Here is a 21,117-nt window from a genome sequence, read left to right as displayed (position 1 = left end):
TTCCAAGCCGAAGTCGGCCGGACGCTGGCCGGCGTGGTCCTCCAGCCGGTCCAGGATGTCGGGCGAGAGGATCGCCCCTTCGATGCGAAGGGCGGGAAACATCATGGCGGCGCCTCCGGCAGCAGCACGTAGACGCCCAGCAGGTCCATGGGCAGCACGGGGCGGACGACCTGGAAGCGCTGCTGGTCCATCAGCGCGCTGAAGCGCTCGTGCGCCTCGGCCAGCCGCCGCGCCTGGCCCTCGGCCAGCTCGACGAAGGCGGCGTCCAGCCGCTCCAGGTTCTTCAGCTCGTTGGCGAGGAAGGCGGCACGGGCCTGGGGCGAGAGATCGGACGCGGCGCGGGCCTGCGCCAGCAGCGCCTTGGCCGCGGCGTGGTCCAGCAACTCGCGCCGCGACGCCGGGCCGCGCCAGCCCCACAGCAGCATCTCCTCGGCCACGATCTGGTGCTGCCCGCGCGACTGCTCGATGAGGTTGCGGCAGCGGAACAGCAGCAGCGTGGTCTTGGTCGCCACGGCGTGGGTGCGGATCACGGCCGCGCGCGCGGCGCGCGGACCCTGGCGGTGGAGGGTGTTGGCCATCACCACCTGGCACAACTGCTCGACGAAGGCGTGGTTGCGGCCCAGATAGCTGAAGCCCGCGGGCGTGGGCGACTGGAAGCTCACCGCCACGGCCCGGGCGGTGGCCGCGCCGGGCAGTGCCTCGCGCAGCGCGGGCGCCAGGTTGTCGGTGACGATGCGCCAGCCCGGCCCCTGTGGGATGACCTGCACGCCGAAGAGGTCCGGCAGCGCGCGGGTGACGAAGTGCTCGACGGCGTGCGGGTCGCCGATGGCCTCGTCCGCCTCGCGCAGGTCGGCCTCGATGTCCTGGGCCTTGAGGGCGTGCTGGGCAAAGAGGCCGCGCGAGGCCGTTTCGCGCTGCGCGGCGTCGTCGAGGCTGCGCGTGACGCTGTCCCTGGCGGTGGCGGCTTCCTCGAAGTCGCCGAAATCGAACAGCAGCCCCTGCGCGCCCTGCCGGGTGCTGATGCCGCGCCCGGGGTCCAGCAACAGCGCCTGGGCGATGGTGTCGATGACGCACCGCGAGTCCTCGGGAAACGGCACGTTGATGCCCGTGGCGCGCTTGATCTCCTTGACCTTGCGCAGCAGCACGTCCAGCACGACGCCGTCGATGGGGTTGTCGGCGCCGTAGAGCAGGCAGGCCTTCACCACGGGCGCGGTCTGGCCGAAGCGGTCCACGCGGCCCTCGCGCTGCTCCAGCCGGTTGGGGTTCCACGGCAGGTCGTAGTGCAGCACCGCGGTGAAGTGCTCCTGCAGGTTGATGCCTTCGCTGAGGCAGTCGGTGGCCACCAGCACGCGCAGCCTGGTGCCGCCCATGGCCTCGATGCGCTGGCGGCGCAGCTCGTCGGGCAGCTCGCTGGTGATCACCTGCAAGTCCAGCCGGCCGAGCTCCTTGCGCAGCAGCGGCGCCAGGTACTCGCCCACGTACTTGGCCGTCTCGACGTAGCGGCAGAACACCACCGGGCACTGGGGCGGCGCTTCCTGGAGCCAGGCCGTGAGCTGGCGCGCCATGGCGAGGAGTTTCCGGTCCTGCGCCGGGCCGGCCAGGGCTTGCAGCGCCGAGGCGAACTCGCGCAACTGGCGGCGCTGGGGCTCGGACCAGTGGCTGCGCTCCACCACCCGCACCGGCGCGTGGTCGCCCTCGGGGCCGAACTCGGTATCCGCCACGGGGTTGAAGAACAGGTCGTCCTCGGCCACGTCCACGGCCGCCGCGGGGTCGCCCTGCTCCTCGGCTGCGAGCCGGCCGAGCCCCGCCAGCCGCGTGTGCAGCATCTCGACGCCGGCCGCCGGGCTCGACATGACGCCGCGCAGCAGGCCGAGCGCGGCCCAGTCATGCGCTTTCTTCTGCCTCTGGCCCGGAGCCGGCGCGATGAGGTGGCGCGAGAAGTGAAGCAGCGCCTGGAACAGCTTCAGGTACTCCGGCGAGAGCTCATAGCTGAGTTCGAAGGCATCGCGCTGGGGAAAAGGCGTGTCCTCGCCGAGCCACTTCTCCACATCGGCGCGCTTGCGCTGCACGAAATGGCGGGCCAGCTCGCGCCGCTGCGCCTGGGTGGCGGTGGGCAGGTCCACCATCTCGAAACCGGGCTTGAGCAGGCCCAGCAGCGACTGGAACTCCTCGGCCTTGCCGCTGTGCGGCGTGGCCGTGAGCAGCAGCAGGTGCCGCGACTTGGCGGCGATGCGGCTGACCAGGTGGTAGCGCTGCTGCTGCGCCGCGGCGGCGCCGGAGGGGCGCGCGCAGGCGTGGGCCTCGTCCACGACAATCAACGCCGGGCACTGCTCGATGAACACGTCGCGGCGCGCATCGGACTTGATGAAGTCGATGCTGATGACCTGGAACGGATAGTGGTCGTAGACGCTGGCGTCACCGTGAATCTGGCGGTCCAGCCGCGCCTGCGTGCTGCTGCGGATCACCACGGCCTCGATGTCGAGCTTGGCCCGGATCTCGGCCTGCCACTGTTCGCACAGGTGCGGCAGGCACAGCACCGCGAAGCGCTGGATGCGCCGGCGCTCCAGCAGCTCGCGCACCACCAGCAGCGACTCCACCGTCTTGCCCACGCCCACGTCATCGGCGATGAGCAGCCGCACCGTGTCCTGCCGCAGTGCCATGACCAACGGCACCATCTGGTACGAGCGCGGGCGGAACGACAGTTTCGCGAGGCTGCGGAACGGGCCGGCGCCGTTGCGCAGCGCCAGCCGCGCGGCATCGTGCAGCAGCCGCGCGGTGGCGAAGTCGCCCAGGTCCTCGGCCGTGGGCGGCTCGAAGCGCGCGTCCCGCGGCCGCTCGCCGCCCAGCGGCAGGTACAGGCCGGTGATCTCGTCCTCGGAGCCGCCCAGGGGCTTGAGCAACAGCAATTCGGGGTCGGCGCAAGGCTGTACGACCCAGTCGCGCCCGCGCAGGGCCACGAGCCTGCCGGGCGGGTACGTCACGGCACTCACCGCTGAGGGCTGAAGAGGTCCGGTCGCTGTGCCACCTTCGCGGCCAGGTCCTCCGCGGCATGCCAAACCCACACTTCATCGCCGCGCGCCAGCAGGGTTTCATGCTGGGCCCAGGCTTCTTCCTGCGCGGCCAGGTCTCCAGGCGACGCGCCGTCGCAGAAGACCCACGTGCGGGGCTCGAAGTGGAAATCCGGCTGCAGGTACAGGCCCGGCACGCGCCGTCGTACCGCGTCGGGCAGGCGCAGGCGGCAGCCGTGGAGGTGGTCGAGAAAGCGGCGGCTGGCGGCGGACGCCGGGTCGAGCTGCTGCAGCAGCCGCAGGTAGCGGGCCTCGTAGCCTTCTTCCGCGGTAGGAGCCTTCAAATCCAGCGCGCAGTGGCCCAGCCGGTCCAGTACGTCGTTGAGTTCCCATCCGCCGTCGCCCGCGCCACCAGCGGGACGGCCCGATGCCGCGCAGTCCGCCTTGTCAACGCGGCACGGTGCCCGTGCCTCGCTCATCACGGCCCGCAGGAATTCTTCGTCCATCAGGCGCGACAGCAGCGCCGCACCGCCTCCGTCCACCTCGTGCAGCAGGATGCTGGGGACCTCACCCTGCCCCAAGCACACCATGCCCAGCTCGCCCGGATCGAGTTGCAGGCACCGCGCGACGCCATGCAGCAGCGCATGCTGGAACGCGGCGACGTGCCCACGCTTCAAGCCAAGGAGAGCCGTGGGTTGGAGCAGGAGCGCATCGGTGCGGTACGAGGTCCAGAGCCTGACGCGGCGCCGCGGGCCCGTGAGCGACGCCTGAGGCTGCAACCCGCACCAGGCTCCACTGTGCAGGTCGAGCATGAAACCTTCGTCCTCGCAGCCATGCCACCTGCGGTTGAGGCGCACCAGGCGCGCGCCAGGGATGAACTTCAGCGCCAGCAGCGTCTCGCTGCCGCTCCTCAACCAAGCCTCCTGCACCAAGTCCCTGCTGCCTTCATCGATGCTGAAGCAGGTGTCGACATCGAAGCCAGCCGTGCCGGGCTCGTCCGCCGGGGCGTGTCCCTCCACTTCCTCGGCGTAGGCATCAGGCGCCTCCAGCAGGTCGTGCAGGTACTCGCTGGCGCCGGGATCCGAAAGGTTTGCACCGGAGACGGGACAGAGCTCGCGCCGGCGCTGATCGCCCAGCAGCAGACAGCCGGACGAGCGGCACAGCTTGGCCTCGGTGAGCGCGGCGGCAGCGTCTCGCGGCACGGTTCCGGTGACCCGATAGCGTCGCCCCCCGTGATGAAGAAGCGCCCGCGGCCCCAACTCGCGCAGTGCGTCGGGGTGCGGGCGGGAAATGAACTCGCCAGGTCCCCGTGCCGCGGACAGGAACACGCGCAACGGATGCCGTGCCTCGCCGTGGCCGGGCAACAGGCCTTCGGCGGCGAGGAAGCGTGCGGGATGGAATTCCGGCCATGCCCCGGCGGCGTCGCATGCGTTGCGCAGCAGCTGAAGCTGATGTGCTCCCTCTTCCTGTCGGCGTTGCTGGCAACGGTAGGCCCCACTGCGTGAGGGTAGTAGATCACTTTGAATCTTGTACGTTGCCCACTCCAGCGTGGCACGGGCGGCACGGTAGAGAACACGCCAGCGGCCCAACGCCTGGTCGAGACGGCCTGGCAGGGTGTCGAGCGCGTGCTCGATCCAGGCCTCGGTGCGCGCATCGGTATAGGCGTGCAGTGGGGACTGCAGCTCGCGGAGGGTGTGGACGAAGGCGGCCTGGAGGCGTGCCCGCACCCGGGGCCTGGGTTGCAGCGCGGCACGCAAGGCGGCGCGCAGCGGCAGCGAGGCGGGTGCCTCGTTCACGAAGGCGCTGAGCGCGGGCCGGCCGTGCTCACGACGCGACCACTCGGGCAAGTCCATTTCCGCGACCGCCAGCGCGTACAGGTGCGCCTGCAACAGTTCCGGCGGAACCGGCGCCGCCGAGGGGACGTTGCCGATGCGGACCAGGGCGTGCTCGCACTGCACCTGGAGCCGGCTGATGAGCAGTGCCAGCTCCACGGCCTGCACCCGGCCTTGACCCTTGGCCTCGAACGCCACGACGCGCAGGCTGTCGCGCAGTTCGGGGCCGCTCCAGCCCATGAGCCACCGGTCCAGCGATGCGGCATCGGTCAGCAGCAGCACCGGTGCATGCTGGCCCAGGCGGTCGTGTGTGGCTTGCGGCTCCTGGCTTGCGCAGGCAGAGAAGCTGATGGGAAAGGCGCTGCCCGCGGGGTCGAACCGGTTGCGTGCGCAGCGGTCCAGCGCTTCGAGCCGCTCATCGATCGACGCTCGTGTCGGGCAGACGATCAGCGCGCGCGGGCCGGCGGATGAGCCGTCCGGTGGCTGGCAGGCGAGCGTGGCTTCGAGAACGGAACGCAGGTGGGGATCGAGGCCGTGAAAGGAACTGCGGATGTACTTCGAGTCGTCCTCGACCGCCCGCTGATGCGCCAGCAGGACGTCCATCTTGGGTTCCCCTCCTCTGCAGGTCCGTATTTGTGACTTTTTATTTCACAGACCAGACAGCCGCGATCAGGGCATGCCCGAGGGCAAAAACAACAAAGCCTCCGCGAGGGAGGCTTTGTTTGCGGCATCACTGCCGGTATTCGGTGGGGTGGCTGATGGGACTCGAACCCACGACGACCAGAATCACAATCTGGGACTCTACCAACTGAGCTACAGCCACCGTCGTTGAAGAAATAGATTGTAGTACGAACTTTCCAAGCTTTGCAAGGCCTTTGCGCGAATTATTTCGACGCCGTGTCCTCGGCCGACACCGTGGCCACCGCCGGGACCTTGATCTTCACGTCGAAGCGCTTCTTCAACGCCTCGTAATAGGCACGGCCTTCGGCCGCGGCCCAGGCCTGCGCGTACTGGCCCTGCAGCGCCACGAGTTGCGGCGAGTCGGCCTTGGGCGCCTCGACCTTGAGCAGCCGCGCGATCACGTAGCCCTGCGGCACGTCCACGCCCACCAGCGTCGGCAGCTTGGAGGCATCGGCGCGCAGCACAGCATCCAGCGCCGCGGGCGCGAGATCGCCGCGCTCGGCACGCGACACCGTCACGGCCGCCGGCAGCGAAGCCGCAGCGGCATCGCTGCCCTGCTGCAGCTGCGCCAGGCGCGCCTGGCCGTCCTTGCGCGCCAGCGCCAGCGCCTGCTCGTTCACCACGCGCTCGCGCACCTGCAGCTGCACCTCCTCGAACGGACGCACGCGCTCGGGCCGGTACTCCACCACGCGCGCGGAGACCAGCTGGTTCGCGCCGACCTCCACGGCCTCGGTATTGCGCTTGTTGCGCAGCACGTCGTTGGAGAACACGGCCTCCAGCAGCTTGGGCGAGGCCAGCGCGCCGCTGGCGCCGGGCGCGGGCGTGCGCTGCACGGTGGCGGTCTGCTTCTTGAGCTTGAGCTTGTCGATGACGGGCTGCAACGAGTCCGATTGCTCGTACACCGTGTTGGTGAACTGCTCGGCGGCCTCGGTGTAGCGGCGCTGCGCCAGCTGCTTCTTCACCTCGGCCTCGATCTCCGCACGCACCGCTTCATACGGCCTCTTCTCGCCGCCGCGCACGGCGTCGAGCCGGATGATGTGGTAACCAAAATCGCTCTCGACCACGTTGCTGATCTCGCCGGGCTTCATGGCGAAGGCCGCGTCCTCGAAGGGCTTGACCATGGCGCCGCGGGCGAAGAAGTCGAGATCGCCGCCGCGCTGCGCGGAGCCCGGGTCCTGCGACTCCTTCTTCGCCACCTCGGCAAAGCTCGCCGGGTTCTTGCGCAGCTCGGCCAGCAGCGCCTCGGCCTTGGCCTTGGCCTTGGTGCGCTCGGCGGCAGGCTGGTCCTTGTCGGAGGCGATGAGGATGTGGCTGGCGCGGCGCTGCTCGGCGCTGGTGTAGCGCGCGGCGTTCTCGTCGTAGTACTTGCGCAGCTCTTCCTCGCTCACGCTCACGTCCTGCTGCAGCGCGTCCACGCCCAGCACCACGTACTCGATCACGGCCTGTTCGGGCGCCTTGAACTGCGCCTGGTGGCCGTCGTAATAGGCCTTGAGCTCGGCGTCGCCGGGGTTCACGCGCGCGGTGTAGTCGGCGGCGCTGAATCGTTGCAGCTGCACCTGACGTTGCTGCAGCAGCGCGTTGAAGGAGAGCTGGCGCGCCGCGGGCGTGTCCGGCGTCGATTGCGTGACGCCTTCCATCACCTGGCGCAGCGTCAGGTCTCGGCGCAGGCGCTCGGCGAACTCCGCGGAGCTCATGCCCTGCGCGGCCAGCATCTCGTTGTTGATGCTCCCATCGGGCTTGCGCAGGAAGGCGTACTGCGGGTCGTTGACGAAGAGACGCTGCAGCCGGTCGTCATTGATCGCCAGGTGCTGCTTCTCGGCCGCGGACATCAGCACGCGCTCGCGCACGAGCTGGTCCAGCGTCTCGCGCTTGAACTGCGGCGAATCCAGCAGCTTGGGGTCCACGTTGGGCATCTGGCGGCGCAGCTGCTCGGCCTGCTGCTGGTGCGCCATGTCCCACTGCTGCTGCTTGATGGCATGGCCATCGACTTCCGCCACCGTGGCGTTGCCGCCCTCGGTGAAGCTGCTGTAGCCCTGCACACCGAAGAACACGAAGGAAGGAAAGATCAGCAGCACCAGCAGGAACTGCAGCAGCCGGGTGTGGGTGCGAACGAAATCGAACATGGGTTCCTCGACCAGGGTCCTGAGGCTGGGACACGGAAAAAAGCCTGGCCCGGATGCAACAAAGGCGAACCTCGGTTCGCCTTTGAAGCCATCTGCTGAGCCGGCCCTTGAGCCGCCGCGGGGTGGTGGGTGCTGAGGGGTTCGAACCCCCGACCTACGCCTTGTAAGGGCGCCGCTCTACCAACTGAGCTAAGCACCCCCGTCGGACCGAAACCGCTAGTGTAACCGCGTCGGCGGCGTCCTCCGGACGCCCTGCTGGCCAAGCGCGTATTGCCGCGGACCCGTGGCGGCCAAACTGGCCGCAACCGGGATTTCCAAGAAAAATGCCCGCGGCTGCGGGCATTTTTCAGTATTTGGCTCCCCGACCTGGGCTCGAACCAGGGACCTGCGGATTAACAGTCCGTCGCTCTACCGACTGAGCTATCGGGGATTTGAATCACCACTTGCACCAAGTGCTTGCGGCGCTTCTTCGGCACTACTGGGTTTTCTGTTTGGCTCCCCGACCTGGGCTCGAACCAGGGACCTGCGGATTAACAGTCCGTCGCTCTACCGACTGAGCTATCGGGGAACAGAAGCTGAGATTCTAGCAAGGATTTCAGACCTGGCAAGCGATTTCATCACTTTTTTTGTCTGACGGTTCCTTGCGGACCGCACAGGCTCATTGCATAAGCCTGCTGCAACTGGACGACCGGCCCGGCGCCCAACGGCGCCGGGCGCGGACTTCACATGTTGTCGATCATCACTTGGCCGAAGCCCGAGCAGGAGACCTGCGTCGCGCCTTCCATCAGGCGGGCGAAGTCGTAAGTCACCTTCTTGGACTGGATCGACTTCTCCATGGAGCTGATGATCAGGTCAGCCGCCTCGGTCCAGCCCATGTGGCGCAGCATCATCTCGGCCGACAGGATCTCGGAACCGGGGTTCACGTAGTCCTTGCCGGCGTACTTCGGCGCCGTGCCGTGCGTGGCTTCAAAGCAGGCCACCGAGTCGGACAGGTTCGCACCCGGGGCGATGCCGATGCCGCCGACCTGCGCGGCCAGGGCGTCGGAGATGTAGTCGCCGTTAAGGTTGAGCGTGGCGATCACGGAGTACTCGGCCGGGCGCAGCAGGATCTGCTGCAGGAAGGCGTCGGCGATCGAGTCCTTGATGATGATGTCCCTGCCCGTCTTCGGGTTCTTGAACTTGCACCACGGGCCGCCGTCGATCTCCACGGCGCCGAACTCGCGCTTGGCCAGCGCATAGGCCCAGTCACGGAAGCCGCCTTCCGTGAACTTCATGATGTTGCCCTTGTGGACGATGGTCACGCTGGGCTTGTCGTTGTCGATGGCGTACTGGATCGCCTTGCGCACCAGCCGCTCGGTGCCTTCGATCGACACGGGCTTGATGCCGATACCCGAGGTCTCGGGGAAACGGATCTTCTTGACGCCCATCTCGTCGATCAGGAATTTGATGAGCTTCTGGGCCTTCTCGCTCTTGGCCTCGTATTCGATGCCGGCGTAAATGTCTTCCGAGTTCTCGCGGAAGATGACCATGTTGGTCTTCTCAGGCTCCTTCAGCGGGCTGGGCACGCCCTTGAAGTACTGCACCGGGCGCAGGCAGACGTAGAGGTCGAGCTCCTGGCGCAGCGCCACGTTCAGCGAGCGGATACCGCCACCCACGGGCGTGGTCAGCGGGCCCTTGATCGACACCACGTACTCGCGCAGCACGTCGAGCGTCTCGGTCGGCAGCCACACGTCAGGGCCATAGACCTTCGTTGACTTCTCACCGGCGTAGACCTCCATCCAGTGGATCTTGCGCTCGCCGCCATAAGCCTTCTGCACTGCAGCGTCCACCACCTTCAGCATCACCGGCGTGATGTCGAAACCGGTGCCGTCACCTTCGATGTAAGGAATGATCGGGTTGCTGGGGACGTTGAGCGAGAAGTCCGCGTTGACGGTGATCTTCTGCCCGCCCTCGGGCACCTTGATGTGCTGGTACATGAAAACTCGCTCCGGCGTGGGGTTGTGGAATGAGACCGCGATTCTATTCGACGCGGTCCTGAGTCCTATGTCTTACATAAGACTTGAGACTCCTTGGACGAAACCGAAACAGCATTGCAGTCGAGGTTGACGCGAAGTTGACAGCGTTCGTTCCCTGCCCCTGGGGAAGACCCGGTGCTGCCTTCAGCTCGCGCACCAGTCGGCGATGCGCTGCCACAGCCCATGGCCCAGCGCCCAGGCCGATGCGCCCGCGAGGCCCAGGCCCGCCAGGCGCACGGCCCAGCCGCCCGAGGCCAGCCAGCGCGAACCCGGCGCGCCCAGCCGCCACCACAGCGCCGGGCCCAGCCACAGGCCCAGCGAGGAACCCAGTGCGAAGCCGGCCATGATCAGCGCACCGGAAGCCGCCTGATGGCCCAGCGCCGCCACCACCAGCGCCGACTGCAGCAGCCCGCAAGGCCAGGCCACCCAGGCCGTACCGGCCAGCCCGGCCTTGAGCGGACCGAGCATCGGCTGCCATCCGCCTGCACCCGCCGCGGAGGCCGCCGCCGGCGCGAGCCGCGTACCGCGACCGAGGTTCTCGATCCATTCGGGCTGCTTGCCCTTCACCAATAACCATACGCCCAGCCCCAGCGCCGCGACGTGCACCAGCGTCCACAGGGGTCGCAGGGCCGGCGTCAACTGCGAGAACTGCGCCAGCAGCGACACACTGCCCGCCGCGATCGCGCCGGCGGCCGAATAGCCCAGCAGCCGGCCGAGGTGAAAGCCCAGCAGCGCCTGCTGCGGCCGCCCTGCCCCGCAGCGTCCGGCCAGCGCAGTACACGCCGCGCCGCACATGGCCACACAGTGGGGCGATCCGGCCAGGCCCATCAGCAGGGCGCTCAAGACGAGGGCGGCATCCATGACCGGAAGACGAGGGAGTTACTGCGAGGGGGAATGCGGGCGAAGCCTCAAATGATCCGCGAAAAGCGCTCGCGCGTTTGATCGGCGCGCAAATGCCGGTCGAACACCATGGCGACCCCGCGCACGAAGTACCAGCCCCGCGGCGTGACCTGGATCGCCTCGGGCTCGATCTCCACCAAGCCCATGTCCACCAGCGGCTGCAACGCTTCGAGCTCGGTGGCGAAGTACTTGCGCATGCTCACCAGGTGCGCCAGCTCGATGGACTCGAATTCCACCCGGCCCTGGCACATGAGGGCCATGATCACGGCGCGGCGCACCAGGTCGTCGCGCGTGAGCGCCAGGCCGCGCACCACGGGAAACTGGCCCTGGTTCACGGCGTCGTAGTACTCCGGCAGGGTTTTGGCGTTCTGGCTGTAGGTGGCGCCCATGCGGCCGATGGCCGACACGCCCAAGCCGATAAGGTCGCAGTCGGGCTGCGTGCTGTAGCCCTGGAAGTTGCGGTGCAGCCGCCCCTGGCGCTTGGCCGCGGCCAGGCTGTCGCCCGGCAGGGCGAAGTGGTCCATACCGATGTAGGTGTAGCCGAAGCCCAGGAAGCCCTGGATGGCGCTGCCCAGCATCTGGACCCGGTCGCCGGGCGGCGGCAGCTCGGCCGGATCGATGCGGCGCTGCGGCTTGAAGCGCGCCGGCAGGTGCGCGTAGGCATAGAGCGCGATGCGGTCCGGCCGCAGCTCGCCCACCAACTCCACCGTGCGGGCAAAGGAGACGGGCGTCTGCTTGGGCAGCCCGTAGATCAGATCGACGTTGAGCGACTCGAAGCCCAGGCTCCGGGCGCTGGCCACGAGGTCGCGCACGCTCTCGTAAGACTGCACGCGGTGCACGGCCTTCTGCACTTCGGTATCGAAGTCCTGCACGCCGAAGCTCAGGCGGTTGAAACCCAGGCGTGCCAGGTGCTCCAGGCGTTGCGCGGTGACGGTGCGCGGATCCACCTCGATGGAAAGCTCGGCCCCCGGTGCGATGCGGAAGGCATCGCGCAGCGCGGTCATCAGCCGCTCGATCTCGGCGTCCGACAGGAAGGTCGGCGAGCCGCCACCGAAGTGCAGCTGCGACACCGCCTTGCCCTTGCCCAGTACGGCCACGTGCAGTCCGATCTCGGCTTCCAGCGCCCGCAGGTATTCCTCGGCGCGCTCATGGTGCTTGGTGATGACCTTGTTGCACGCGCAGTAATAGCAGACCGATTCGCAGAACGGGATGTGCACGTAGATCGACAAGGGCGGCGTGCCGCCCACCGTGGCACCCTGGGCGCGCTGCTCCAGAGCCTGGCGGTATTCGATCGGGCCGAAGGCTTCCACGAAGCGATCGGCGGTCGGATAAGAGGTATAGCGGGGCCCCGGCACGTCCAGGCGCCGCAGCAGGCTTTCAGTCAGGATGGGCCCGGTGGTGGAGGTATCGCTTAGCATGGAGAGACTTTGCCAAACTCGGCACATCAGAGCTTGATGTGCCTCAAGCCGGCAAGCCGCACCGAAGCCAAGAATGGTGCTTGTTATTGAGGCATATCATGTTGAAGACCGACGATCACTCCGAAGACTCCTGCGCCCAATCGCCGGGCTGTGCCGCCTCAACGACGCGAAGCACCATGAACAGCACACTGCCGCCCATCCGCACCGAGCCTTTCAAGGTTGCCTGCTCAAGCTGCAACCTGCGTGAGCTGTGCCTGCCGGTGGGCCTGTCGCGCAGCGACCTGGAGCACCTGGACACCATGGTGGCGACGCGGCGTTCGGTGGTGCGCGGCGACACCCTTTTCCGCGCCGGCGACGCCTTCCAGTCGCTGTACGCGGTGCGCACGGGTTTCTTCAAGACCTGCGTCTCGGCCGAGGACGGGCGCGACCAGGTCACGGGCTTCCAGATGGCCGGCGAACTGCTGGGGCTCGACGGCATCGGCAGCGAGCGACACACGGTGGATGCCGTGGCACTGGAGGACTCGCAGGTTTGTGTGATCCCCTACGGCCAGCTCGAAGAGCTCTCGCGCGAGTTCTCCGACCTGCAGCGCCAGCTGCACAAGATCATGAGCCGTGAAATCGTTCGCGATCATGGCGTGATGCTGCTGCTGGGCAGCATGCGTGCCGAAGAGCGGCTGGCAGCCTTCCTGCTCAACCTCACGCAGCGCCTGCAGGCACGCGGCTTCTCCGCCTCGTCGCTGATCCTGCGCATGACGCGTGAGGAAATCGGCAGCTACCTGGGCCTCAAGCTGGAAACGGTCAGCCGCACCTTCTCGAAGTTCCAGGAGGAAGGTCTTCTGGAGGTCAAGCAGCGCCAGATCCGCATCGTGGACCAGGCCGGCCTGCAGAAACTCGTCAACGGCGCGGCCTGCTGAGCCGGAATTTTCGAGAACAGGTTCTCAGAAACGCCGATGGCGCCTCGAAGGCGCCATCGGCTTTTTTGCGCTTGCGTCTTGCGGATTCAGTGTCCGTGGACGCCGCGCATCGTGGAACGGGTGCCGCCCGGGGGCGTCGAGAGCCAGTGCTCCAGGGCACCCGCCGCAGCGATCACGGCCCAGAACAGGAAGAAGGCCAGGGAGTACACGCTGGTGGCGGAAAGCTCCAGCGGGATGCCGCCCGCACCTTGCAGGTCGTGCGGATCGACCAGTGCGAACACCAGCATCTCCAGCACCGAGGCCATCAGGAACGAAGGCCAGGCCACCATCATCACCGTCAGCACGCGAGGGGTTGTCGACATGTCCGATCACCTCCTGCGGACCATTCTTGCGCGTTCGCGGCGCGCCCTGCCCTAGCGTTGACCCGAAGAGGCCTTGGCCGCGGCCGCCTCGGCGGCGGCCTTGTTTCGGGCTTCGAGGGCGGGGCGCATATCGCCCGAGGAGGCATCCTCGGCGGGCTGCTGCGACTGCGGCGCCGCGCCGGAGCCCACCACCTCGTCCGCGCCGCGGATGGCGATGACAGCCGTCACGATGGCGGCCACGACCACGGCCAACGGCCCGCCCACCACCAGCCACATCATGCGCACGCGCCACCAGGGCACACGCTGGCCGCCGGCCGCCTCTTGATCGGTCTTGCGATCCATGGATTCCTGCTCCTAGGCCGTCAGGGCCCAAAAAACGCCGCGCGCCAGAGCCGGAAACCGGCCTGGCGCGCGTGTGTTGATGCATCAGCACCTCGGCGGAGAGCTCATGCCGCCATGAGCCTCCGGAGGTCGTACCGCTTGCTTACTTCTGCGCCGTCGTGGCGGCACCGCCCTTGTGGGACAGGCTCCAGACATAGGCGCCGAGCACATGGATCTGCTCGGGGTTCAGGCGGCTGGCGTGTGCCGGCATGACGTTGGTCTTGCCGTTGTTGATCATGTTCATGATCGCCTGCTCACCCCAGCCGTGCAGCCAGATCTTGTCGGTCAGGTTGGGCGCGCCCATGGCCTGCATGCCCTTGCCGTCGGCACCGTGGCAGGCGGCGCACACCGCGGTGAACTTCTCCTTGCCCAGCTGCGCGTAGACCGCGTTGTGCGGGCTGCCCGAGAGGCTCAGCACGTAGTTGGCGACGTTGCGCACGTTCTCGCCACCACCGATGGCCGCGGCCATCGGGGGCATCATGCCTTGGCGACCCGTGGAGATGGTTTCCTTGATCTTGTCGTGGTCGCCACCGTACAGCCAGTCATCGTCGGTCAGGTTGGGGAAGCCCTTGCTGCCGCGCGCGTCCGAGCCGTGGCAACCGGCGCAGGTGTTGACGAACAGGCGCTCGCCGATGCCCATGGCCGCCGGATCCTGAGCCAGTTGCTCGGCCGTCATACCCACGTACTTGGCGTAGACCGGCGCCATGGCGGCGCGGGCCTTCTCCTGCTCGGCCTCGTACTGGCCGCGGCTGCTCCAGTTGAAGGCGCCCTTGCTCGAACCCAGGCCGGGGTACAGCGCCAGGTAGATGGCCGCGAAGACCACCGTGATGATGAACAGCCACAGCCACCAGCGCGGCAGCGGGTTGTTCAGTTCACGCAGGTCCTCGTCCCAGAGGTGGCCGGTGGTGTTGTCGCTGGCCATGGGCTTGTGCTTGCTCGCCACCATCAGCACGAACATGCAGAACGCAAGTCCGCCCACGACGATGGCGATCACGTACCAGGACCAGCCGCTGTTGATGAAATCACTCATTACTTACTCCCTTGGAAGCGGGCCGCTGCCGCAGCGACGGGCTCGCCGTCCTCTTCGAGGAAGGGCAGCTGGGCCGCCGCTTCGTGTTGGGAAAGCTGACGCTTGCTCCACGTCCACCACGCGATGCCGAGGAACAGCATGAAGCTGAACACCGTCACGGCGCTGCGCAGGACATTGATGTCGAAGTCCATCGCTAAGGCTCCGGGCTGGTTTACTTCAGAGCGGTGCCCAGCACCTGGAGGTAGGCGACGACCGCATCGAGCTCGGTCTTGCCCTTGACCTCGTCGGCCGCCTTGGCGATCTCGTCGTCGGTGTAAGGCACGCCCACCTTGCGCAGCGCCGTCATCTTGGGCGCCACGTCAGCCGGGTTGAGGGCCGCGTTTTCCAGCCACGGATAGGCCGGCATGTTGGACTCGGGCACCACGTCACGCGGGTTGATCAGGTGGATGCGATGCCAGTCGTCGCTGTACTTGCCGCCCACGCGGTGCAGGTCCGGACCCGTGCGCTTGGAGCCCCACTGGAAGGGATGGTCGTAGACGAACTCGCCGGCCGTGGAGTAGTGGCCGTAGCGCAGCGTCTCGGCGCGGAAGGGACGCACCATCTGCGAGTGGCAGTTGTAGCAGCCCTCGCGGATGTAGACGTCCCGGCCCGCGAGCTGCAGCGCCGTGTACGGCTTGAGGTTTTCCACCGGCTTGGTCGTGCTGTGCTGGAAGAACAGCGGAACGATCTCGGTCAGGCCGCCAAAGGCGACCGTGACCAGGATCAGCACGATCATCAGGAAGTTGCTGGTCTCAATCTTCTCGTGACCAGTCGGATTTGCGTGTGCCATGTCGGTCTTTCCTCAATCCAGTCAGGCGTGAGCCGTCACCATGGGCACCGGCGTCTCGACGACCTTGCCGCTACGCACCGTCATGATCGTGTTCCACAGCATGATGACCATGCCCGTGAGGTACAGCAGACCACCCAGCATGCGGATGATGTAGAAGGGATACGAAGCCTTCACGCTCTCGACGAAGCTGTACACCAGCGTGCCGTCGGGGTTGACCGCGCGCCACATCAGGCCCTGCATCACGCCGGCGATCCACATCGCGGCGATGTAGAGCACGATGCCGATGGTGGCCACCCAGAAGTGCAGCTCGATGGCACGGGTGCTGTACATCGTCTTGCGGCCGAACATGCGCGGGATCAGGAAGTACAGCGAGCCGATCGAGATCATGCCCACCCAGCCCAGAGCGCCGGAGTGCACGTGGCCCACGGTCCAGTCGGTGTAGTGCGACAGCGCGTTGACGGTCTTGATCGACATCATCGGACCTTCGAAGGTCGACATGCCGTAGAACGACAGCGCAACGATCAGGAACTTCAGGATCGCGTCGTCACGCAGCTTGTGCCACGCACCCGAGAGGGTCATGATGCCGTTGATCATGCCGCCCCAGCTCGGCGCCAGCAGCACCAGCGAGAAGATCATGCCCACGCTTTGCGTCCAGTCGGGCAGCGCGGTGTAGTGCAGGTGGTGCGGACCCGCCCACATGTACGTGAAGATCAGGGCCCAGAAGTGCACGATCGACAGGCGATACGAGTACACCGGGCGCTCGGCCTGCTTGGGGATGTAGTAGTACATCATCCCCAGGAAGCCCGCGGTCAGGAAGAAGCCCACGGCATTGTGGCCGTACCACCACTGCACCATGGCGTCCTGCACACCGGCGTAGGCCGAGTAGGACTTGGTCAGGCTCACCGGGATCGCGGCGCTGTTGACGATATGCAGCAGGGCCACGGCGATGATGAAGGCGCCGAAGAACCAGTTGGCCACGTAGATGTGGCGCACCTTGCGGATGCCCACCGTGCCGAAGAACACGATGGCGTAGGAGACCCAGGTAACGGCGATCAGGATGTCGATCGGCCACTCCAGCTCGGCGTATTCCTTGCCGGAGGTGTAGCCCAGCGGCAGCGAGATCGCGGCCAGCACGATCACCACCTGCCAGGCGATGAACGTGAACATCGCCAGGCCCGGCGCGAACAGGCGCGTCTGGCAGGTACGCTGCACCACGTGATAGGACGTGGCAAACAACGCGCAGCCGCCGAAGGCGAAGATCACCGCGTTGGTGTGCAGCGGACGCAAGCGCCCGTAGCTCAGCCAGGGAATGCCGAACGTCAGATCAGGGAAGGCAAGCTGCGCGGCGATGAACACGCCCACAAACATGCCGACCACACCCCAAAGCACCGCCGCCAGTGCGAACAATCGCACGGGGGCGTCGCTATATACCGGTCTTCCCGGTTGCGCCGCTTGAGCCATCACTGGCCTCCTTCTTAGTGAGAATCCACCCGGTGCGCATTGTTCGGGGCCGTGCTTTCTTCAAGCTTGACCCCCGTCAACGCTTCACCATCCGCATTCAAGATGCGCTCGCCCTCTCGGTCGAGATCGTCAAATTGCCCGCCGTGCAAGGCCCAGCCGAACACGCCGATGATCATCAGCACCAGCAGCGCCGACATCGGAATGAGCAGGTACAGGATTTCCATCGTCCCTCAGCGCGCCAGGCGCAACGAGTTGCCCACCACGAGCAGTGAGCTCGTTGCCATGCCCAAGCCGGCGGCCCACGGTGGGAGCCAGCCGGCCAGCGCCAGCGGAATACAGGCCAGGTTGTAGAGCGCGGCCCAGGCGATATTTTGCCGCACCACCCCCATGGTCCTGGCGGCAATACTGCGCGCATCGGCCAATGCCTGCAGCTTTTGCGACGGCAGGATGGCGTCGGCGTGCACCCGCGCCACCAGCGCGCCGTCGCCCATCGCAAACGAAACGTCCGCCTGCGCCAGCACCGGCGCATCGTTGACACCGTCACCCACCATGGCCACCACCTCGCCACGTGCCTGCGCTTCGCGCACCGCCTCGAGCTTGCGCTCGGGCGTGGCGCCGGCCTGCGCCACCGGCAGATCCAGGCGCTGCGCCACCCGCTGCACGCGCGCGGGCGCATCGCCCGACAGCAGCGCGGGCTCGATGCCGGCGGCGCGCAGCGCGGCCATGGCTGCGGCCGCGTCCTCGCGCAGCCGCTCTTCAAAACAGAAGGTCAGCAGTACCTGACCGCGCGGTCCGAAGGCCACCTGCAGTGCGTCGCCGCCATCGGCCACGGGCGCGTCGGCCACCCACGAGGCCCGGCCCAGGCGCCACTCCCGGCCCTGCGCGTCCAGCGCGCTGAGGCCCTGGCCTGGTTGCTCGCGCACCTGAGTCCATCCGCCCTCGCCCGGCACGGCCTCGTCGCTGCCCACGGTCTGCACCAGCGCGCGCGACAGCGGATGCCTGGACCAGCGCGCCAGCACCACGGCGCCCACGCGCAGCGCATCCAGCTCGGCATCGGCCACGCCGGCACCCCGCTGCAGATCGCGCAGCGCCAGCCTGTCCTCGGTCAGCGTGCCGGTCTTGTCGATGAAGAGACGCCGCACCCGCGCCAGCGCTTCCAGCGCGTCCAGCCGCTGCAGCAGCACGCCGCGGCGCGCCAGCCCGCCAGCGGCGGCCACCAGCGCCGAGGGCGCGGCCAGCGACAGCGCACAGGGACAAGTCACGATCAGCACCGACACCGCCACCCACACCGCCCGCGACGGATCCACCAGGCTCCACGCCAGCGCCGCGCCGAGGGCCAGCACCAGCACCGCCCACAGGAAGGGCCGCGCCCAGCGGTCGGCACTGCGCGCCAGCGCGGGCCGCTCGGTGAGCGCCTGCTGCATCAGCGCCACGATGCGCTCGTAACGAGTGTCTGCACCCACGCGCTGCACGCGCATGCGCACCGGGGCGCCAACGTTAACCGCACCGCCCACCAGCGCGTCGCCACACTGCCGCGACACCGGGCGCGACTCGCCGCTGAGCAGCGATTCGTCGGCCTGCGTCTGCCCTTCAATGAGTTCGCCGTCGGCCGGGTAGCTCTCGCCCAGCGCCACCTGCACCACGTCGCCCGGACGCAGCGCATGCACGCTCACGGCTTCGAGGCTGCCATCGGCGCGCACGCGCTGCGCCGTCTGCGGCATGCGCGCCAGCGCCTCCTCCAGCGCCGAGGCCACGCGATGGCGCGCGCGCATCTCCAGATAGCGCCCGGCCAGCAGGAAGGCCACGAACATCGTGAGCGAGTCGAAATACACCTCGTGGCCGAAGATGCCTCCCGGGTCGAAGGTCGCGCCGCTGCTGGCGACGAAGGTCACGATCACGCCCAGCGCCACCGGCACGTCCATGCCGATGCGCCGCGTGCGCAGGCTGCGCCAGGCGCCCTTGAGGAACGGCGCGGCCGACCACCACACCACGGGCACGCTCAAAACCCAGGAGCCCCAGTTGAGCAACTGCCACAGGTCGGGCGCCATCTCGCCCGGCTTAGCCACGTAGATCGGCCAAGCCATCATCATCACCTGCATCATGCAGAACCAGGCCACGAACAGCCGCCACACGGCCTGCCGGTGCTCGGCCTGGCGCAGCGCGCGTGCCGGCGCGGCGGCGTCGGGCACGGCGTCGTAGCCGGCGCGGCGGATCGCCTGCACCATCTCCGCCACACGCGTGCGCGATGGGTCCCACTCGATGCGCGCGCGCTCGGCCGAGGCGCTCACGCGCGCGGACTGCACGCCCGGCACGGCCATGAGCGCCTGCTCGATGGTGTCGGCACAGGCGGCGCAATACATGCCCGAGAGGCGCAGCACCGACTCGCCGACGCGCTGCCCGTCACGTCCCTCGCGCCAGCGCGTGAAGCGCTGCTGTTCCTGCGGGTCGTCCAGTACGGCGAGATCGGGCTGTGCGGCAGTGGTATCCAGGGAGGCGGTGGGGGCATTCATCGGCGACGGGCAGCCGCCGGCCACAGGCTCGACGACACGGATAATCTAGGTGTCAACCCCAGAGCACGGCATGATCAAGATCAAGACGTACGCATTCCTGACGGGGCTGCTGGCCCTGGCACTCACCACCCTGCCCGCCGTCGCACAGCAGAGCCAGCCCCAGCGGCTCGAAACCGTCACGCTCAACGCGGGCATGCACAACATCCGCGCCGAGGTGGCGCTCACCCCGGAGCAGCGCGCCACCGGCCTGATGTACAGGCGCGAGATGGCGGCTCACGAGGGCATGCTGTTTGTGTTCGAGCAGGCGGCGCCGCAGTGCTTCTGGATGAAGAACACGCTGCTGCCTCTTTCCATCGCCTTCCTGGCCGATGACGGGACGGTGGTGAACATCGCCGACATGAAGCCTCAGACGCTGGACTCTCACTGCTCGGCCAAGCCGGTGCGCTATGCGCTGGAGATGAACCAGGGCTGGTTTGCCAAGCGCGGCATCCAGGCCGGCGCGAAGCTTAGCGGCGCACCGTTCAACACGCCGAAGTGAAACAAAAAGGCCGATCTTGGGGATCGGCCTCTTGACATCGCTCAAGCGGCGCCGCACCGGGCGCCGCGGGCATCAACGGCCTCAGGCGGCGAAGTTGCTCTCCGCGAAGTCCCAGTTCACCAGCTTGTCGAGGAAGGTTTCGACGAACTTCGGACGCAGGTTGCGGTAGTCGATGTAGTAGGCGTGCTCCCACACGTCCACCGTCAGCAGCGGCTTGTCGCCGGTGGTCAGCGGCGTACCGGCGGCGCCCATGTTGACGATGTCCACGCTGCCGTCGGCCTTGCCGACCAGCCAGGTCCAGCCCGAGCCGAAGTTGCCCACGGCGCTCTTGACGAAGGCTTCGCGGAAGGCGGCGTAGGAGCCGAACTTGGCGTTGATGGCCTGGGCCAGCGCGCCCTTGGGCTCACCGCCGCCGTTGGGCTTCATGCAGCTCCAGAAGAAGGTGTGGTTCCAGATCTGGGCCGCGTTGTTGTAGATGCCGCCGGAGGACTTCTTGATGATGTCTTCCAGGGCCATGTTCTCGAACTCGGTGCACTTCTGGAGGTTGTTGAGGTTCACCACATAAGCGTTGTGGTGCTTGTCGTGGTGGTACTCCAGGGTCTCGCGGCTGTAGTGCGGGGCGAGGTCGTCGTAGCCGTAGGGCAGCGGGGGCAGAACGTGTTCCATCTTTTCTCCTGGGTTCATTGATGCACGTCAAAGAGCGTGCAACGGCAAAGCCACGGCGATTGTAGGAGTGCACGCTGCGGCGCGTCGGCGGTGCAAGGGCCTTGCGCGCAACATCCGGCTTCAGTCCTCCGGCTGCACCCGCAGCACCTGCGCCAGCGCCCGGCCGTCGCTCCACACTGCCTGCACCTGCTGGCCCGGCTGCAATGCCCGCGCCGAGACGATGGGCTGGCCGGCCTCGTTCGTCACCCAGGCGTAACCGCGCGACAGCACCCGGTGCGGGTCCAGGGCGGCCAGGCGCTGCTCCATGCCTTGCAACGTGAGCAGCGTGCGCTGGTGCTGTGTCTGCTGTGCGCGCAGCAGCCGCGCGGCCAGGCCCTGCAGCCGCACGGCGGCGCGCTCGCGCTGCACGCCCTGCGCACGCTCCAGGCGCGCGGCCAGGCGCTGCGGCG

17 protein-coding genes, 4 tRNA genes and 1 pseudogene are annotated in these 21,117 nt (G+C 67.6%); 2 read left to right on the top strand and 20 right to left on the bottom strand.

Annotation, left to right across the window (positions count from 1 at the left end):
* Window positions 1-101: 101 nt before the first annotated feature.
* The 10 genes from Q0741_RS12780 to hemN all read right to left on the bottom strand — a co-directional run bounded on the left by Q0741_RS12780 (window position 102) and on the right by hemN (window position 11,977).
* A complete protein-coding gene (locus tag Q0741_RS12780) occupies window positions 102-2,981 on the bottom strand; it encodes a helicase-related protein (protein WP_298233586.1) in 2,880 nt (959 codons plus the stop codon).
* 5 nt (window positions 2,982-2,986) lie between these two features.
* A complete protein-coding gene (locus tag Q0741_RS12775; protein WP_298233585.1) occupies window positions 2,987-5,443 on the bottom strand; it encodes a DUF1998 domain-containing protein in 2,457 nt (818 codons plus the stop codon).
* A gap of 144 nt (window positions 5,444-5,587) precedes the next feature.
* A tRNA-His gene (locus Q0741_RS12770) sits at window positions 5,588-5,663 on the bottom strand.
* Between the two features lie 61 nt (window positions 5,664-5,724).
* Window positions 5,725-7,644 (bottom strand): SurA N-terminal domain-containing protein, encoded by a 1,920-nt coding sequence (locus Q0741_RS12765; protein ID WP_298233584.1) that lies wholly within the window; start codon window positions 7,642-7,644, stop codon window positions 5,725-5,727.
* Between the two features lie 123 nt (window positions 7,645-7,767).
* Window positions 7,768-7,843 (bottom strand) — tRNA-Val (locus Q0741_RS12760).
* A 155-nt stretch (window positions 7,844-7,998) separates the two neighbouring features.
* A tRNA-Asn gene (locus Q0741_RS12755) sits at window positions 7,999-8,074 on the bottom strand.
* 62 nt (window positions 8,075-8,136) lie between these two features.
* A tRNA-Asn gene (locus Q0741_RS12750) sits at window positions 8,137-8,212 on the bottom strand.
* A gap of 154 nt (window positions 8,213-8,366) precedes the next feature.
* The gene (gene icd / locus Q0741_RS12745) at window positions 8,367-9,620 is read right to left on the bottom strand and encodes an NADP-dependent isocitrate dehydrogenase (RefSeq protein ID WP_298233583.1); all 1,254 of its coding nucleotides are present in this window, start codon (window positions 9,618-9,620) and stop codon (window positions 8,367-8,369) included.
* 183 nt (window positions 9,621-9,803) lie between these two features.
* On the bottom strand, window positions 9,804-10,502 hold the full coding sequence (locus tag Q0741_RS12740; protein WP_367184111.1) for a sulfite exporter TauE/SafE family protein: 699 nt from the start codon (window positions 10,500-10,502) through the stop codon (window positions 9,804-9,806).
* Between the two features lie 65 nt (window positions 10,503-10,567).
* Window positions 10,568-11,977: an oxygen-independent coproporphyrinogen III oxidase gene (hemN, locus tag Q0741_RS12735; RefSeq protein WP_298233581.1), complete on the bottom strand. Its 1,410-nt coding sequence runs from the start codon at window positions 11,975-11,977 to the stop codon at window positions 10,568-10,570.
* A 176-nt stretch (window positions 11,978-12,153) separates the two neighbouring features.
* On the opposite strand from hemN, the gene fnr reads away from it, so the two are divergent.
* A complete protein-coding gene (fnr, locus tag Q0741_RS12730; RefSeq protein WP_298233580.1) occupies window positions 12,154-12,891 on the top strand; it encodes a fumarate/nitrate reduction transcriptional regulator Fnr in 738 nt (245 codons plus the stop codon).
* Window positions 12,892-12,977: 86 nt separating this feature from the next.
* Here fnr and Q0741_RS12725 read toward each other — a convergent pair whose 3' ends face one another.
* The 8 genes and pseudogenes from Q0741_RS12725 to Q0741_RS12690 all read right to left on the bottom strand — a co-directional run bounded on the left by Q0741_RS12725 (window position 12,978) and on the right by Q0741_RS12690 (window position 19,464).
* Window positions 12,978-13,253, bottom strand: a complete 276-nt coding sequence (locus Q0741_RS12725; protein WP_298233579.1) for a hypothetical protein — start codon at window positions 13,251-13,253, stop codon at window positions 12,978-12,980.
* Between the two features lie 51 nt (window positions 13,254-13,304).
* Window positions 13,305-13,595: a nitrogen fixation protein FixH gene (locus Q0741_RS12720; RefSeq protein WP_298233578.1), complete on the bottom strand. Its 291-nt coding sequence runs from the start codon at window positions 13,593-13,595 to the stop codon at window positions 13,305-13,307.
* Window positions 13,596-13,737: 142 nt separating this feature from the next.
* Window positions 13,738-14,664, bottom strand: a complete 927-nt coding sequence (gene ccoP, locus Q0741_RS12715) for a cytochrome-c oxidase, cbb3-type subunit III (protein WP_298233577.1) — start codon at window positions 14,662-14,664, stop codon at window positions 13,738-13,740.
* Window positions 14,664-14,855: a CcoQ/FixQ family Cbb3-type cytochrome c oxidase assembly chaperone gene (locus tag Q0741_RS12710; protein WP_298233576.1), complete on the bottom strand. Its 192-nt coding sequence runs from the start codon at window positions 14,853-14,855 to the stop codon at window positions 14,664-14,666. The genes ccoP and Q0741_RS12710 overlap by 1 nt, the downstream gene beginning before the upstream one ends.
* A gap of 20 nt (window positions 14,856-14,875) precedes the next feature.
* Entirely contained in the window at window positions 14,876-15,493 is a 618-nt protein-coding gene (gene ccoO / locus Q0741_RS12705; protein ID WP_298233575.1) for a cytochrome-c oxidase, cbb3-type subunit II, read from the bottom strand.
* Window positions 15,494-15,514: 21 nt separating this feature from the next.
* Window positions 15,515-16,954 (bottom strand): cytochrome-c oxidase, cbb3-type subunit I, encoded by a 1,440-nt coding sequence (ccoN, locus tag Q0741_RS12700; RefSeq protein ID WP_298233574.1) that lies wholly within the window; start codon window positions 16,952-16,954, stop codon window positions 15,515-15,517.
* An 89-nt stretch (window positions 16,955-17,043) separates the two neighbouring features.
* Window positions 17,044-17,178, bottom strand: a pseudogene (ccoS, locus tag Q0741_RS28895) (cbb3-type cytochrome oxidase assembly protein CcoS); the annotation flags it as partial.
* Window positions 17,179-17,184: 6 nt separating this feature from the next.
* On the bottom strand, window positions 17,185-19,464 hold the full coding sequence (locus Q0741_RS12690) for a cation-translocating P-type ATPase (protein WP_298233572.1): 2,280 nt from the start codon (window positions 19,462-19,464) through the stop codon (window positions 17,185-17,187).
* A gap of 70 nt (window positions 19,465-19,534) precedes the next feature.
* Between Q0741_RS12690 and Q0741_RS12685 the strand changes: the two genes are divergently transcribed.
* Complete coding sequence (locus tag Q0741_RS12685) at window positions 19,535-20,002, top strand: DUF192 domain-containing protein (RefSeq protein ID WP_298233571.1); 468 nt, start codon at window positions 19,535-19,537, stop codon at window positions 20,000-20,002.
* An 81-nt stretch (window positions 20,003-20,083) separates the two neighbouring features.
* Here Q0741_RS12685 and Q0741_RS12680 read toward each other — a convergent pair whose 3' ends face one another.
* Both Q0741_RS12680 and Q0741_RS12675 read right to left on the bottom strand, forming a co-directional pair.
* Window positions 20,084-20,668: a Fe-Mn family superoxide dismutase gene (locus Q0741_RS12680; RefSeq protein ID WP_298233570.1), complete on the bottom strand. Its 585-nt coding sequence runs from the start codon at window positions 20,666-20,668 to the stop codon at window positions 20,084-20,086.
* 120 nt (window positions 20,669-20,788) lie between these two features.
* On the bottom strand, window positions 20,789-21,117 hold a 329-nt coding region (locus Q0741_RS12675; protein ID WP_298233569.1), incomplete at its 5' end, for an exodeoxyribonuclease VII large subunit.

Origin of the sequence: uncultured Azohydromonas sp., assembly GCF_937926365.1 — a bacterium.
In the GTDB taxonomy this organism is placed as follows: Bacteria; Pseudomonadota; Gammaproteobacteria; order Burkholderiales; family Burkholderiaceae_C; genus Azohydromonas.
The sequence above is the reverse complement of the archived record's forward strand: the minus strand, read 5'-3'. Positions and strand labels throughout refer to the sequence as shown.

Coding starts and splice junctions, on each gene's coding strand:
- icd (WP_298233583.1), bottom strand. CDS start 9,620: ATGTACCAGCACATCAAGGTGCCCGAGGGCGGGCAGAAGATCACCGTC.
- Q0741_RS12685 (WP_298233571.1), top strand. CDS start 19,535: ATGATCAAGATCAAGACGTACGCATTCCTGACGGGGCTGCTGGCCCTG.
- Q0741_RS12765 (WP_298233584.1), bottom strand. CDS start 7,644: ATGTTCGATTTCGTTCGCACCCACACCCGGCTGCTGCAGTTCCTGCTG.
- ccoN (WP_298233574.1), bottom strand. CDS start 16,954: ATGGCTCAAGCGGCGCAACCGGGAAGACCGGTATATAGCGACGCCCCC.
- hemN (WP_298233581.1), bottom strand. CDS start 11,977: ATGCTAAGCGATACCTCCACCACCGGGCCCATCCTGACTGAAAGCCTG.
- Q0741_RS12725 (WP_298233579.1), bottom strand. CDS start 13,253: ATGTCGACAACCCCTCGCGTGCTGACGGTGATGATGGTGGCCTGGCCT.
- Q0741_RS12720 (WP_298233578.1), bottom strand. CDS start 13,595: ATGGATCGCAAGACCGATCAAGAGGCGGCCGGCGGCCAGCGTGTGCCC.
- ccoO (WP_298233575.1), bottom strand. CDS start 15,493: ATGGCACACGCAAATCCGACTGGTCACGAGAAGATTGAGACCAGCAAC.
- Q0741_RS12775 (WP_298233585.1), bottom strand. CDS start 5,443: ATGGACGTCCTGCTGGCGCATCAGCGGGCGGTCGAGGACGACTCGAAG.
- Q0741_RS12710 (WP_298233576.1), bottom strand. CDS start 14,855: ATGGACTTCGACATCAATGTCCTGCGCAGCGCCGTGACGGTGTTCAGC.
- Q0741_RS12690 (WP_298233572.1), bottom strand. CDS start 19,464: ATGAATGCCCCCACCGCCTCCCTGGATACCACTGCCGCACAGCCCGAT.
- Q0741_RS12680 (WP_298233570.1), bottom strand. CDS start 20,668: ATGGAACACGTTCTGCCCCCGCTGCCCTACGGCTACGACGACCTCGCC.
- ccoP (WP_298233577.1), bottom strand. CDS start 14,664: ATGAGTGATTTCATCAACAGCGGCTGGTCCTGGTACGTGATCGCCATC.
- fnr (WP_298233580.1), top strand. CDS start 12,154: ATGAACAGCACACTGCCGCCCATCCGCACCGAGCCTTTCAAGGTTGCC.